The sequence below is a fragment of the Desulfovibrio psychrotolerans genome, assembly GCF_013340305.1.
In the GTDB taxonomy this organism is placed as follows: Bacteria; Desulfobacterota; Desulfovibrionia; order Desulfovibrionales; family Desulfovibrionaceae; genus Halodesulfovibrio; species Halodesulfovibrio psychrotolerans.
On the sequence record NZ_BLVP01000001.1, the window covers coordinates 103,544 to 117,740 of the forward strand.

13 protein-coding genes are annotated in these 14,197 nt (G+C 57.3%); 10 read left to right on the top strand and 3 right to left on the bottom strand.

The features are described 5' to 3' along the window. Positions 1–52 precede the first annotated feature (52 nt). The 3 genes from HUV26_RS00425 to HUV26_RS00435 form a co-directional block, all read right to left on the bottom strand. Positions 53–1,273: a M20 family metallo-hydrolase gene (locus HUV26_RS00425; protein WP_174408130.1), complete on the bottom strand. Its 1,221-nt coding sequence runs from the start codon at positions 1,271–1,273 to the stop codon at positions 53–55. Positions 1,274–1,434: 161 nt separating this feature from the next. After that, complete coding sequence (locus tag HUV26_RS00430) at positions 1,435–1,707, bottom strand: PxxKW family cysteine-rich protein (protein ID WP_174408131.1); 273 nt, start codon at positions 1,705–1,707, stop codon at positions 1,435–1,437. 142 nt (positions 1,708–1,849) lie between these two features. Next, complete coding sequence (locus HUV26_RS00435; protein ID WP_174408132.1) at positions 1,850–3,169, bottom strand: amidohydrolase; 1,320 nt, start codon at positions 3,167–3,169, stop codon at positions 1,850–1,852. 144 nt (positions 3,170–3,313) lie between these two features. On the opposite strand from HUV26_RS00435, the gene HUV26_RS00440 reads away from it, so the two are divergent. The 10 genes from HUV26_RS00440 to HUV26_RS00485 all read left to right on the top strand — a co-directional run bounded on the left by HUV26_RS00440 (position 3,314) and on the right by HUV26_RS00485 (position 14,057). Continuing rightward, the gene (locus HUV26_RS00440) at positions 3,314–4,111 is read left to right on the top strand and encodes an alpha/beta hydrolase (RefSeq protein WP_174408133.1); all 798 of its coding nucleotides are present in this window, start codon (positions 3,314–3,316) and stop codon (positions 4,109–4,111) included. A gap of 284 nt (positions 4,112–4,395) precedes the next feature. Continuing rightward, complete coding sequence (locus tag HUV26_RS00445) at positions 4,396–5,919, top strand: glutamate synthase-related protein (protein WP_174408134.1); 1,524 nt, start codon at positions 4,396–4,398, stop codon at positions 5,917–5,919. Positions 5,920–5,923: 4 nt separating this feature from the next. Further along, on the top strand, positions 5,924–6,364 hold the full coding sequence (locus tag HUV26_RS00450) for a 4Fe-4S dicluster domain-containing protein (protein WP_174408135.1): 441 nt from the start codon (positions 5,924–5,926) through the stop codon (positions 6,362–6,364). Positions 6,365–6,387: 23 nt separating this feature from the next. Beyond that, on the top strand, positions 6,388–7,668 hold the full coding sequence (locus HUV26_RS00455) for an NAD(P)/FAD-dependent oxidoreductase (RefSeq protein ID WP_174408136.1): 1,281 nt from the start codon (positions 6,388–6,390) through the stop codon (positions 7,666–7,668). A 25-nt stretch (positions 7,669–7,693) separates the two neighbouring features. Beyond that, positions 7,694–8,785: a class II glutamine amidotransferase gene (locus HUV26_RS00460; protein WP_174408137.1), complete on the top strand. Its 1,092-nt coding sequence runs from the start codon at positions 7,694–7,696 to the stop codon at positions 8,783–8,785. Positions 8,786–8,787: 2 nt separating this feature from the next. Further along, on the top strand, positions 8,788–9,546 hold the full coding sequence (locus HUV26_RS00465) for a GltB/FmdC/FwdC-like GXGXG domain-containing protein (protein WP_174408138.1): 759 nt from the start codon (positions 8,788–8,790) through the stop codon (positions 9,544–9,546). A gap of 176 nt (positions 9,547–9,722) precedes the next feature. Beyond that, positions 9,723–10,061, top strand: coding sequence for a preprotein translocase subunit YajC (yajC, locus tag HUV26_RS00470; RefSeq protein WP_174408139.1), 339 nt, complete (start codon positions 9,723–9,725; stop codon positions 10,059–10,061). A gap of 236 nt (positions 10,062–10,297) precedes the next feature. Next, the gene (secD, locus tag HUV26_RS00475; protein ID WP_174408140.1) at positions 10,298–11,896 is read left to right on the top strand and encodes a protein translocase subunit SecD; all 1,599 of its coding nucleotides are present in this window, start codon (positions 10,298–10,300) and stop codon (positions 11,894–11,896) included. A 10-nt stretch (positions 11,897–11,906) separates the two neighbouring features. Continuing rightward, positions 11,907–13,001 (top strand): protein translocase subunit SecF, encoded by a 1,095-nt coding sequence (gene secF, locus HUV26_RS00480; protein ID WP_174408141.1) that lies wholly within the window; start codon positions 11,907–11,909, stop codon positions 12,999–13,001. A gap of 195 nt (positions 13,002–13,196) precedes the next feature. Beyond that, the gene (locus tag HUV26_RS00485; RefSeq protein ID WP_174408142.1) at positions 13,197–14,057 is read left to right on the top strand and encodes a helix-turn-helix domain-containing protein; all 861 of its coding nucleotides are present in this window, start codon (positions 13,197–13,199) and stop codon (positions 14,055–14,057) included. Positions 14,058–14,197: the final 140 nt, after the last annotated feature.

Consider the following 14,197-nt stretch of genomic DNA (forward strand, 5'->3'; position numbering starts at 1 on the left):
TTAGGCTGCCGCCAGAACCCGGCACAGGCGGCATGGATACGTAAGGAACGTGTTACTTGAACAGCAGGCTTGTCATGACCTTGGCGTCATTGATATTGCTGGATATAAGGCTTTTTTCGTCTGGCTGGTGCGCCTGACCGCCAAGCTTGCTCCAGCAGGCTACCTCAAGCCCGTGGACACGCATATGTGCCGCCACGGTGCCGCCGCCTATGCCCATGGCGCGGGGTTCAACAGCGTATACGGCGCGTATGGCTGAGGCAAGGCGTTTGACCACCTCGCAGTCCGCAGGGGTGGAGACGGTGGACTGGTTTGCCTGCACATCCTCAAGGGTTATGCTCACACCGCGCTCACGCTCTACCTCATCGGCAAGGGAGCGCACAGCCGAACGGACGTCCGCAATGTCGTACCCGGGCAGGACGCGGCAGTCTATGTAGAACACGTCCATGCCCGGAACGGTGTTCACGTTTTCCACGTTCAGTTCTTTTTTGGTGGGTGTGAAGGTGGAGATGGGCGGTTCGAAAAGTTCATCTACCCGGTTGAAGGCATCGTGCAGGGAGCGCACACGCAGGATGAGGTCTGCCGCTGCTTCCAGTGAGTTGACGCCGAGTGCGGGGCGCGAGGCGTGGCACTGCCTGCCCCGGACCGTGACCTTGAGCCAGAGGATGGACTTTTCTGCCACCTCAATCATGGAGCCTTCTGCGTTGCCCACGTCAGGCACGAGAATGAGGTCGTCCTTGGCGAAAAGGTCCGGGCGTTGCCGCATGAGGTAGTCGAGGCCGTAGATGCTTCCTGTTTCTTCGTCGGCCACGAAGATGAGGCCCAGCGTCAAATCCGGCTGCACACCGAGCTCCAGCAGAGCCTTGGCGGTAAGCAGGCCGGAGACTATGCCCTGCTGGTTGTCTTCCACGCCGCGTCCGCACAGGGTGTCGCCGTCTACACGCACCACCCACGGATCGCCGGTCCACAGGTCCGGGTCGCCGGTGGGCACCACGTCTGTGTGAGCGAGAATCCAGACGGTTTTCTTCTGTTTTCCGGGAACACGCGCGATAAGAGTGGGGCGGTAACCGCAGGGGACGCGGTTATCCGGTGCGCGCAATTCTTCGATGTACGCGATGCCGTTAGCGGTGAGCCAGTCCTTGAGGAAGGCGGCTTTTTCCACTTCGCCTATGCCACCGCTGGAGGGGCACAGGGCAGGGCGGGCGGACATTTCTGTCTGCAGGGAGATAACGAGGTCGCGCTGCCGATCCAGAAAGGCGAACAGTTGTTCCAGCATGGATTCGCTCCGGTGGGTTGGCCGGCCCGGTATGCGACCGGCTGGGTGGGCAGTTTTGGGCAGTTTGCTTGAAAACTGCCGGAAGCCGCTTGCGGGTGAAAGAAAAACGGGAAGGCACCGCAGTTTGCGCACCTTCCCGTTTGACGGCTGAAAAAGGGAGCCTAGCGGCCCTTGGCAGCGCGCTTGGAAGCCTTGAGGGGGTTAAGCTTAACCTTGCCCTGCTTGTCAAGGGAAGCCTTGACGTGGGTGGCAAAGTTACATGCGCCCAGAGCCCACTTGGCTGCGGGCTGTGCGTAGCTGCCGCAATAGGTGGCATCTTCGAACTGCTTGGTACGGTCGCAGCCCTCGCACTTTTCCACTACGGGCTGGCAGATAACGCCGTTGAAGAGCACGCCTTCCGCAGTCTTTACTGCACCTTCAAAATTGGCACTCATTGTATCGTCCTCCTTAAACCGCGCGGGCTGCGCGCGAATATTGTTCCTGAAAGCAGGGTTGAATTAAACAGATTCGGGAAAAAGTCAACATAAATATGGATCGGAAGATGTTGTCCGTTCCGGGACAGGGAAAAGCAGCACGTCAGGACAGCTTTTCGCGCACCCAAGAGCGCAGGGCGGACACTTCTTTGAGCAGGGAAGGATAGTCAATTTTCAGGAAGGCTCCATCATTATATAATACCTCTCCGCCGACCATGCTCATGCACACCTCTGCGCCTGTGGCGGCATAGACCACATGCGAAACAGGATTGTGCAGGGGTTGCAGGTTGGGAGCCCGAAGGTCCAGAGCTACCATGTCTGCCCGCATTCCGGGAGCAATATAGCCGATGTCCGGCATGCACATGGTTCGGGAGCCGCCGAGAGTGGCCATGTCCAGCACGGCCTGTGCCGGGGCGCAGGTGGGGTCCATGCAGCGCACCTTGTGCAGCAGAGCGCAGGATGTCATTTCTGTAAACATGTTCAAGGCATTGTTGGAGGCGGCACCGTCTGTACCAAGGCTTACGGGAACGCCGCGTTGTAGCATGTAGGGTACATTGGCGATGCCTGAAGCCAGCTTCATGTTGCTTTCCGGATTGTGGGCCACCACGGTTCCTGTTCCGGCCAGCAGGTCGATTTCTGCCTCGGTAAGGTCCACGCCGTGAGCAATGGTGGTTTTTGGGGTCAGCAGACCAAGTTCATGCACGTATTGCACCGGACGCAGGCCTGTGGCGGCAAGGCATTGCTCTGTTTCCGTAACGGTTTCGGCAAGGTGGATATGCAGTGGCATGTTCAGCTCCTGCGACAGTGCCAGGCAGCGGCGCAGTATCTCCGGCGTGGTGGTGTAGACGGCATGGGGCATGACGGCTTGGCGGATGCGCGGATGGTCCTTCCATCGTTCATGGAGTTCACGCACAAGGTCAAAGCCGCGTTCCGTATCCGCATAGGCCGGGGACGGGAACATGAAGATGCCCTCGCCGCCCAGCACGCGCAGGCCTGCCCGGTCCACGGCGCGGTAGGTGGCGTCTTCGATCAGGTACATGTCGCAGAACGAGGTGGTGCCGAGCCGCGTCATTTCCGCGCAGGCAAGCATTGCCCCCAGTTCCACAATCTCCGGGCTGAGGTGTTTTTCCACCGGGAAAATGTGTTTGGTGAGCCACTCCATAAGGGGCAGGTCGTCTGCCACGCCCCGGAGCAGTGACATGGCCGCATGGGTGTGTGCATTGATGAGGCCGGGCATGACCATGGCGTGATTGAGGTTGAGCGTTTGTCCGGCGGTATACCGGCGACTCAGGTTTTCCCACGGCCCTACGGCTGTAATGGTGTCGCCCGTAATGGCGACGCCGGCGTTCTCAAGCACGGTGCGCTGCGGGTCTTGAGTGAGAATGGTATTGGCCTGTATGAGAATGTCGCATACCATCGGCATAGGTGGCTCCTCGGGCTCGGGCCGGAAGGGGGTGCGTGAATGTGAGGTCGTGCGGCAGGGTGGGTTACCCTGTTTTTCCGCAGGCTGGACTAAAATAGAGTATCGGCGCGGCGCATGCAAGCGTGCGGGCCGCGGGGAGGAAATATGCTGGAAGAAAAACAGGCCGGAAGCGCGGAGCCGCTGCGGGAGGATGTGAAGACAGGTTGCCTGCTCATACACGGCTGGACGGGCAGTCCGTTTGAAATGCAACCGCTTGTGGCTCCGTTGCAGGCGATGGGATGCCTTGTGTGCAATGTAACGTTGCCGGGGCACGAAGGGGATTTTAACGCCTTTCGTCGCACATGGTTCCGGGATTGGGCCGACGGGGCGGAGCAGGCGTATATGACACTCCGGGAGGAGGCGGATCGCGTTATTGTGATAGGGCTTTCCATGGGGGGCACGCTGGCGTTGCACATTGCCTCACGCCATGCTGTGGACGGCGTGGTGACGATGGCATCGCCGATCTATGTCTACAGACTGTTTCCGCCGGAGATGAAGGATTGGCGGCTGCCGTTTGTGCGTCTTCTCCGGCATGTGCGCCCTGTCTGGCCGGGAACGCCGAGACGAGCCGAGGCGCAGGAGATAGCCCCATGGGAGGGATATGACGGAGCAACCAGTCTGCCACAGTTGTGGAGCCTTATTGAAGGGGTTCGGGCCGTGGGCAAAGAACTGCACAGGGTGACGGCACCTCTTCTCGCCATGCATTGCCCGACAGACCGCACCGCTCCTCCGGGTAATGTGTGGGAGATAGCCCGCAGGGTTTCGTCCGTGCGCAGGCGAATTGAGCTTATTCCCATCCGTGAACGTGTGACCGCCCACCACATGCTCACCACGCACAGGGAGACACGAGAGCGGGTGCGTGAGCTTGTGTGCGGGTTTGTGCGGGATATTCAGCGTGACTAGACAAAATTGTGAACAGGTTTCAAAAGCGTATTTTGTGACAATATTGAAACTGTATACTCTATCTATTTGAAAACACATAGTAAAGAGCTATGAATGCGGGTTTGCTCCGGGAAGGGGAAATTGCAGAGTTGACAATTTTTGTATTTTTGCGGTAATTCGTACCTCCGTTCGATGAGAAATGCCCTCATAGCGTTTTTTCGCTTTTTTTATCAAAATTGTTAGCGGTTCCGGAAGAACGGGGAGAGGGTTCCGGGGCTGCTTCCGTGCAAAGCGAGGAGACTGTCTTGCTTTTCAAGCCGATTAGCCAGAATTTCAACGATTTCGTGATAGACAGGGACAAAGAGCGTTGCATCAACTGCGAAGTGTGTGTACGCCAGTGCTCCTATGAAGCCCATTTCTGGGATGACGCACGCCAGTGTGTGAATCACGACAATACCAAGTGTGTCGGCTGTCACCGGTGCGAGGCGCTCTGTCCCACCGGGTGCCTGACAATAAAAAAGAACCCGGCGGATTTCCGCGACAATGCCCTGTGGACGCCCACGTATATGAAGCACATATACAAGCAGGGCGACACCGGAGGCATTCTCCTTTCCGGTATGGGCAGCCCGAGCGCCAAACCCATTTACTGGGACAACCTGCAGCTTGATGCCAGCCAGGTGACCAACCCTTCCATAGACCCGCTGCGCGAGCCTATGGAGTTGCGGACGTACCTTGGCTCCAAGCCGGACAAGGTGGAAGTGGAGCAGACCCCGGAAGGGCCGAAGTTGAAGACCAAAATCGGGCCGCAGATCAAGCTGGAATATCCCATCATGTTCTCGGCCATGTCCTTCGGTTCCATCAACTTCAACCTGCACAAGGCCATGGCCATGGCGGCCACGGAGCTGGGCATTGTCTACAACACGGGCGAGGGCGGCCTGCACCCCACCCTGTATGAATACGGTCCCAACACCATTGTACAGGTGGCTTCCGGACGGTTCGGCGTGCACAAGGATTACCTTAATGCCGGTGCCGCCATTGAGATTAAGGTGGGACAGGGAGCCAAGCCGGGAATCGGCGGGCATCTGCCCGGTGAGAAGATTGACGAGGAAGTTTCCAAGACCCGTATGGTTCCCGTCGGGTCGGATGCCATTTCTCCTGCGCCGCACCACGACATCTATTCCATTGAAGACCTGCTGCAGCTTATCTACGCCCTGAAGGAAGCCACGGAATACCGGGTTCCTGTTTCGGTGAAGATAGCCGCCGTGCATAATGCGGCTGCCATTGCTTCGGGCATTGTCCGGGCCGGGGCCGATATTGTGGTGCTGGATGGTTTCCGTGGCGGCACGGGGGCAGCTCCCACCATGATCCGCGACAACGTGGGCATTCCTGTGGAACTGGCCCTTGCTCAGGTGGATAACCGCCTGCGCGATGAAGGCATACGCAACTGGGCTTCTCTTGTGGTGGCAGGCGGCACGCGCTGCTCGGCGGACGTTATCAAGGCCATAGCCCTTGGTGCTGACGCCGTGTACATAGCGACCGCCGCTCTCATCTCCGTGGGTTGCACCTTGTGCGGGCGCTGCTACACCGGCAAGTGCCCGTGGGGCATAGCCACCAACGAGGCACGTCTGAAGAAGCGCCAGAATCCCGAAATTGCGGCCCGTCGCATGACCAATCTGGTCAGGGCGTGGGGACACGAGATTCAGGAAATGCTCGGCGGTATGGGGCTTAACTCCATTGAGAGCCTGCGGGGCAACCGCGACAAGCTGCGCGGCATTGGCCTGAATGAAGTGGAACTTGACATCCTTGGTGTCAAACACGCGGGGAGGTAGCGGTATGCGCAGAGTGTATCCCAACAAGGATTTCTGCATCGGTTGCCACATTTGCGAGTTGGCGTGTCTTACCGCCCATTCGGAAAGCAAGGACCTGATCATTGCCGTGCGCGAGGAACAGGCCACGGGCCTGCGGCCCTGCAAGGCGGTATATGAGAAAGGCCCCGTATGTGTTTCGCTGAGTTGCAGGCACTGTGAGAACCCCACCTGTGTTACGGCCTGCATCTCCGGTGCGCTGTACAAGGACGAAGCAAGCGGCAGGACCGTGTATGACGAGTCCAAATGCGTGGGATGCTGGTCGTGCCTGATGGCATGTCCTTTCGGTGCCATTCGGCGCAACCCCGCCAAGGGCAAGATCATCAAGTGCGATCTGTGTGAAGGACGGGATATGCCGGCCTGTGTTCAGGCCTGTCCCAATGCCGCACTGAGCTACGAAGACCGCTAGCAACCAGCATTCGGGAGAGAAACATGACATATGTCATCGTCGGCAACGGTGTCGCGTCCGTGGGGGCCATTGAGGGCATACGGAAGGTGGACAAGGAAGGGCGTATCCTCGTGGTGAGCGAGGAGCAGACCCCCACCTATGGCCGTCCGCTTATTTCCTACTTCCTTGCGGGCAAGATCGGTCTGGACCGCATGAGTCTGCGACCCGACGACTTCTACGACAGGAACAACGTGGAACTGAAACTCGGAGCCCGCGTTACCGGACTGAATCCGGACGGAAAGACCATAACGCTGGCTGACGGTTCTACCATTGCATATGACAGCCTGCTGCTTGCCACAGGCGGAATTCCGTTCATGCCCCCCATAAAGGGGCTGGCAGGGCCGGATATATACAACTTCACCACCCTGGCACATGCAGAAGAGCTTATCACGCTTTCCCAGAGCATCCGCAAGGTGGTGGTCATAGGCGGCGGGCTTATAGGTCTGAAAGCTGCCGAAGGCCTTTTCGACAACGGCCTTTCCGTAACGATTGTGGAACTTGCCCCGCGGGTTCTTTCCGCCGCATTCGATGATGTGGCGGGGGGCATGGTTTCCCGCAGGCTGGAACATGAAGGGCTGCATATCCGCTGCGGAAATACCGTGGAAGAGATTCTGCGCGACGCTGAATATTCCAGAGTTATCGGCGTGCGCCTGACCAACGGCGAGGAGCTTGAATGCGAAGCCGTGGTGGTGGCCATAGGTGTGGTGCCCAGCCTTACTCCGGCCAAGGAAGCCGGATTGCAGGTGAAGCGCGGCATAAAGGTGGACGACTACCTGCGCACCAGCGCGACGGACGTATACGCCGCAGGTGACGTGGCCGAGGCCTACGACATGATTGCGGACGATGCCCGTGTGACGCCCATATGGCCCAACGCCTACAGTCAGGGCTATTACGCGGGCCTGAACATGACCGGCAAAAAGAGCGAGAAGCATCCCGGCGGGCTGGCTATGAACGCCATATCCTTTTACGGGCTGGCCACTGCCTCGCTGGGCCTTGTGAACCCTGCGCCGGAAGACGGGTGCGATGTCTTCACCTTTGTGGATGAAGAAGAGCAGTCGTACCGCAAGCTTGTGTTCCGCAATGACAAGCTTGTCGGCTATGTGCTGGTGGGAGATATAGACTTTGCCGGGTTGTACACCGGGTTTGTCCGTTTCCAGCTGCCGCTGACCGACGAAGTGAAGCAGGACCTCAAGGATGGGCGGCCTTCCGCGCTGCTCTGGCCCGAACACGATTTCGAGACGAGGTGGACCCCCGAATGCGAGTAGGGGCGGCCACCATCGGAGAAGATATATGAAGGCTCCCAGTAATTTCTGGCAATTTGACAAGGATATCTCCGGGTGCGGTGTCTTCGGCGTTATTGACAGGCAGAAGAACCTTATACCCGGCACCATGCCCATTAACGCCATGTGCACCATGCACGACAGGGGGAACGGGCTTGGCGGTGGTTTTGCCGCCTACGGCATATACCCTGAGCGGGCGGAAGAGTACGCCTTTCACCTCATGTGTGACGACAAGGCATCGCTGGACCGGGCGGAAGAGGTTATCAAGGAACACTTTGATATTTCCGTTTCGGAGCCTATTCCCACGCGCCGGGTGCTGAGCATAAAGAATCCGCCCGTCATGTGGCGCTTCTTTGTCACGCCCAAGGCGCGGCGTCCCAGATGGGAAGAGCTTGGTGAACAGGACTATGTGGTGAACGTGGTCATGTTCATCAACCGCATCGGGGGGGCATTTGTCTTCTCCAGCGGCAAGAACATGGGGGCGTTCAAGGGGGTGGGTTTTCCGGAAGACATCGCAGACTTCTTCCGGCTGGACGAATACACGGCCTACATCTGGACCGGGCATAACCGTTTTCCCACCAACACGCCGGGCTGGTGGGGCGGGGCGCACCCGTTTACCATTCTGGACTGGGCCATTGTGCATAACGGCGAGATTTCTTCTTACGGCATAAACCGCCGGTATCTTTGTCAGCATGACTACGAATGTACCATGATGACGGATACGGAGGTGGTGGCCTATATGCTGGACCTGCTTATCCGCAAGCACGGAATGACGCATGAGATGGCCTGCAAGGTGCTTGCACCGCCCTTCTGGGACGAGATAGACCGCATGGATGCCGATGACAGAAAGCTCTACGAGGCGCTGCGAATGGTCTATGGTTCCGGATGCCTGAACGGGCCTTTTGCCATTCTGGTAACCGATGCCAACACCATGATGGGCCTGAACGACAGGGTGAAGCTGCGGCCCCTTGTCATTGCGGAAAAGGATTCCATGGTGTTCATGTCCAGCGAGGAAAGCTCCATCCGTGAGGTGTGTCGCGATCTTGACCGCGTATGGGCACCTAAGGCCGGTGAACCCGTTATCGTAAGACTGGAGGCGTAACCATGGGCAACAGGATTACTCTGGACGCCGACGGCGTTTACTACAGGCAGTTGAACGAAAAAATCCGTGACGCCGTGCGCGGCGGCGCGGATGAGATTGAGCTGCTGAATGTGCGCGGTCAGCGGTATATCGGCAATGCCATAGACAAGCCCGTGCGGTTTACCATTCACGGCGTTCCCGGGCAAGATATGGCGGCTTTCATGCGCGGCGCGTTCATTCGTGTGGAGGGCAACGCACAGGATGGCGTGGCAAACACCATGGATGACGGCGAAATCCAGATCAACGGCATGGCCGGTGATGTTCTGGGGTATGGCATGCGCGGCGGCAGGGTGCTTGTGAAGCAGGACGTGGGCTACCGGGTAGGCATTCATATGAAGGCCTACATGGACAAGTCTCCCGTAATTGTGGCAGGCGGCAAAGCCGGCGATTTTTTAGGCGAATACATGGCGGGCGGAGCGATCATCCTGCTCGGCATGGATTCCACCATGCCTGAGGCTGCCCCCATCACGGGGCGTAGTCTTGGTACCGGTATGCATGGCGGCGTTATCTACATCCGGGGCGATGTACCGGAATACCAGCTTGGTCCTGGCCTCAGCTTTCACCCGCTGGAAGACGAGGACATAGCCTTTATCCGCAAGCATGTGGAAGACTGGGCCAAAGCTTTTGGCAAGGATGCCGAAGAGGTGATGGAGGGGGCCTTCCGCAAGGTTAAGCCTTTCTCCAAAAGGCCTTACGGCAACATGTACGTGGGAACCAACTAGACTGCTTAAGGCCCCCCGGAAACGGGGGGTCTTGGTTTCGGACCGGACCGTCTTTGCTGTTGCCCGAGGGTGGATTTTCAGCAAAAACGGTTGCATGTTTTTTGCCTAACAGGTACGTCATGCACGGTTCGACACAGTTTTTCATCTTCCATGATTACCCCAATAAGGAGCACATCATGTCGTTTGTTAATGCCGCTTGGGCAATGGGTGATGCCGGTCAGGGCGGGCAGGGCGGATTTGCCGCGTTTGTTCCCCTTATCCTCATGTTTGCCATCTTCTACTTTCTGCTCATCCGTCCTCAGCAGAAGAAGGCGCGGGAACACAAGGCGATGCTCGACGGTCTGAAGAAGGGCGATGTCGTGATCACTGCCGGCGGTCTGTACGGCACGGTGACGGACGTGAAGGACGATGTGCTTACGGTGGACCTTGGGTCTACAACCGTGCGTGTTGGACGTCAGTTCGTTTCCGGTCTTGCTTCGGCTCCGTCCGCAGCACCCAAGGAAAAGAAAAAGTAGGATACTGCATATTCTTTGCGGCAGGCACGGGCGCACGGTAATGCCGTTTGCGCTGTGCCTGCCGTTACGTGCAGACGGGCGTTAGTGTTGTTCGTTTGTCATTTGGCCCCGGGTGGCATGCGCCGCTTCGGGTTTTGCTGTTTCCCGATATGCTCCCTCCGACCGTTGCTTCTGCGGAATGCAGATTCCGTGCACGGCCCCTGGTTAGACAAACGGAACAGCGTCAAGGAGTTGCAATGAGAGAAGGTCTGCGATGGCGCATTGTGGTCGCCTTGTTCGTGACCGTACTGGGGCTTGCCTATGCGCTGCCGAGTATTCCGATTGTCGGAAACTCCCCGCTGGGCAAGGTACTGCCCGAGGACACCATCAGTTTGGGACTTGACCTGCGCGGCGGCATCTACCTTACCCTGGGGGTGGATGTGGACAAGGCAGTGGAAAACAATCTTTCCCAGACCGGACAGGACATCCGCAGCGTGGCGCGGGATGAAAGCATTAACATTCTGCGCCCCCGCATGGTGGGAACAGATAAGCTGGAACTGGTGCTGCTGCGCGCCGACCAGAAAGCGGCACTGAACAAGCTGCTGGCTGACCGTTTTTCTAACGTGGTCAACGAGAATCCGGTTGATCTTGAAGACGGCAAGGTGCGCTACACGCTCTCCTATACCTCCCAGTACCGTGAATATCTTGCTGATCTGGCTCTTGATCAGGCCGTGAAGACCATCCGTAACCGCATAGACCAGTTCGGTGTCGCGGAGCCTGATATCCGTAAGCAGCAGGATCATCGCATACAGATTCAGCTGCCGGGTCTTGATGACCCGGAGCGCGCCATACAGCTTATCGGCAAGACGGCTCATCTGGAGTTCCGCATCGTCAAGGACGACGCCAATCTGGAGAACGCCCAGCGCGGTATTGTTCCTCCCGGTCATGAAGCACTGCCCTACATGGTGCGGAATCAGGCTGGCGGCTACTATGAGAGCGTTCTTGTGGTTGAACGCGATGCAGCCATGACCGGCGAGTACATTCAGGACGCCTACGTGAATTTTGACCAGTTCAATCAGGCATACGTGGGCATCAATTTTAATGAAAGCGGTGCCCGTCGCTTTGAGCAGCTGACCGGCGAATACACCGAGCGCCGTATGGCCATAGTGCTGGACGGAAAAATTCATTCCGCACCTGTCATACAGGAAAAGATTCGCGGCGGCCGTGCCTCCATTACAGGCAACTTTTCCCGTGACGAAGCACACGACCTTGCCATTGTGCTGCGTGCAGGTTCACTTCCTGCGCCTGTTACCATATTGGAAGAGCGTGCCGTTGGTCCCTCCCTCGGGCAGGAATCCATTGATCAGGGCGTTAATGCCGCTCTTATCGGTGGTGCCATGATTCTCGTGTTCATGGTCATCTATTACGGCATGAGCGGGCTTGTGACCAACTTTGTGCTGTGCCTGAACATTGTGCTCATCATGGCGGGCCTTGCCGCGTTCGGTGCCACGCTCACGCTTCCCGGCATCGCAGGCATTATCCTCACCATAGGCATGGCTGTAGACGCCAACGTGCTCATATTCGAACGCATACGCGAAGAACTGCGGCGAGGCCTCACTCCGCTTGCAGCCATAGCGGAAGGCTACAGCCGTGCGACGCTGACCATTATGGACGCCAACGTTACCACGCTGCTGACCGCCATAATCCTGTACCAGTTCGGCACCGGCCCCATTCGTGGGTTTGCCGTCACCCTGAGTCTGGGGATCCTTGCTTCCATGTTTACCGCCATATTCTGCTCCCGCATAATCTTTGATATGTGGGCATTCGGAAAGCAACGGACCAAGCTCAGTATCTAAGGAGAACGTTATGGGTCTGAGTATTATCAAGCCGGATAGCAATATAAACTTCGTGGGGCAACGCAAGACGTTTATGGCGTTGTCTCTGGTGGTGATGCTGGTCTGCCTTGTCTCGCTGGTCATGAAAGGCGGCCCCCGCTACGGCGTGGATTTTGCCGGCGGCGTGATGGTGCAGGTTTCCTTTGACAGAACAGTTGCCCCGGAAGCCATAAGCGCAAGCCTTGCCGACGCAGAACTGCCGGGATTGGTGGTGCAGCGTATAGGACTTGCGGCAGATAACGAGTTCATTATCCGCGCATCGCTTTCTGACGCAAATCCCGAAACGATGCGCAGCTCTATACAGCGCTCGCTGGCGACAAACCTTGCCGACACCAGTTTTGAAATTCAGCGTCTGGAAATGGTTGGGCCCAAGGTGGGAAGCGATTTGCGTTCCGCCGCGCTGGAGGCACTGTATTACGCAGTGCTGCTCATTGCCATTTACATCTCCGGTCGGTTTGAACAGCGCTGGTTTATTGCCGGTATAATGGCTGCCGCACTGGCAACTGCCTTGTACGGACTAGGCAAGCTGGGGCTTTCTAAGCCGTATCTTGTGGTTGCAGCCATGGGGCTGACGCTGGTGCTGTGCTGGAGGCTTAAGCTGAATTTCGCGCTCAGCGCGGTGGGGGCGCTCATACACGATGTCTTTATCACCGTGGGCGTGTTCTCCCTGCTGGACAAGGAATTTGACCTGACCATTGTGGCTGCGCTGCTGACCATTGTCGGCTACTCGCTTAACGATACCATCATCGTGTTTGACCGTATACGCGAGAACATCCGCGGGCGCACGTCTCCCACCTATGCTCAGGTGGTCAACACCGCCGTGAACCAGACACTGAGCCGCACGCTGCTTACATCCGGCACGACGCTGCTGGTTATTCTGGCCCTGTTTGTTCTTGGGGGCAGCGTGATTCACGACTTTGCCCTTGCCATGCTTGTGGGTATAGGCGTGGGTACCTATTCCTCCATCTTTGTAGCAAGCCCCATTCTGCTTGCACTGAGCCCAGAGGAGCTTCCTGAGGAAGTGGAAAAGAAGGAACCCTCCAAGCCTAAATACGCGGAAGTATAGACGCCGCATTGTCTGGTTTTGTTAAGGCGCCTCCCCATGGGGGGCGCCTTTTTTCATGCCTTTCGTCCTTTGGCGCTTTGCCATTGACGGAGAAATAGGGTAGCTAAAGGCATGGTTACAAAAAAATGCGGTAATTCGAGCCCTTGTAGCGTTTTGGATACGGCCTCTCCCGCCTCTTGTCTGCCCGGTGATGCTATGGATGATGTATACTGGTCGCGTTCTGATGCCATGAAGCTGAACAGGGCGTTGTTCGAAATGATTCCCGATGCGTTACTCCTTACGGACGCGCAGTTTTGCATTGTGGCGACAAATGGCACAGCCGTGCAGCGGTTTGCTGACCGGGGTGATTCTGAGGAAGGTGTTTGCCTAGAAGGGAACCAACTGCTGGGCACTGATTGGCTCTTGTTGCTTGCGGAATCTGTCCGGCACTCTGTGAGGAGTGCGTTGCAGGAGTTGGCAAACGATACCGTCTGGCGCGGTTCCGGTGAAGCCGTGGATGCCTCGGGAAGCGTCTTTCCTGTGGATATATGCGTACACCGTGTGCTTATGGCGGGAGATGCGGTTTGGCTTGTGGTGCTGCGTGACACCAGCCTGCACGAGGAAATGCGTGAAGACCTGCAGCGTTCCGAGGCTGCTGTGGAAGGGATGAATCTTGCCTTGCGCCATGTCATCCGTTCTGTACACGAAGAGCGTCGAGAGCTTAAGGAAGAGCTGGCACAGCAGGTTAAGGATCAGGTTCTGCCTGCCCTGGAGCGCATTGTGGACGAAGAAAGCCCCGATGTGCGTCAGAACTACAAGTCTGTTATTGAAGATCATCTGGGCGAGTTAGCCGAGGGGAGTGCTGTCTCGTTTGACGGGATCATGGACCGGCTTACCCCCCGCGAAGTGGAAATTTGCCGCCTCATTGCTTTGGGAAGAAAGAGCAAGGATATCTGCGAACTGCTCCATGTCTCGTTTGAAACAATGCAGACCCATCGGAAGAATATTCGCCGTAAGCTGGGACTGAAGGGCCACCCCATGTCGCTGTATGTTTTTCTGCAACAGAACCCCATGTAGATTGCGCTGAGCCATCGTACGGAACGCGTTCTTATAGAGAAGATGTTAGGGTACACTTTTCCGTTTCGGGTATTTTCTATACCCGATTTCTCCCCCATTTCCCCCCTTGAGCGCCTGCACAAAACCTGAGAATATTACCA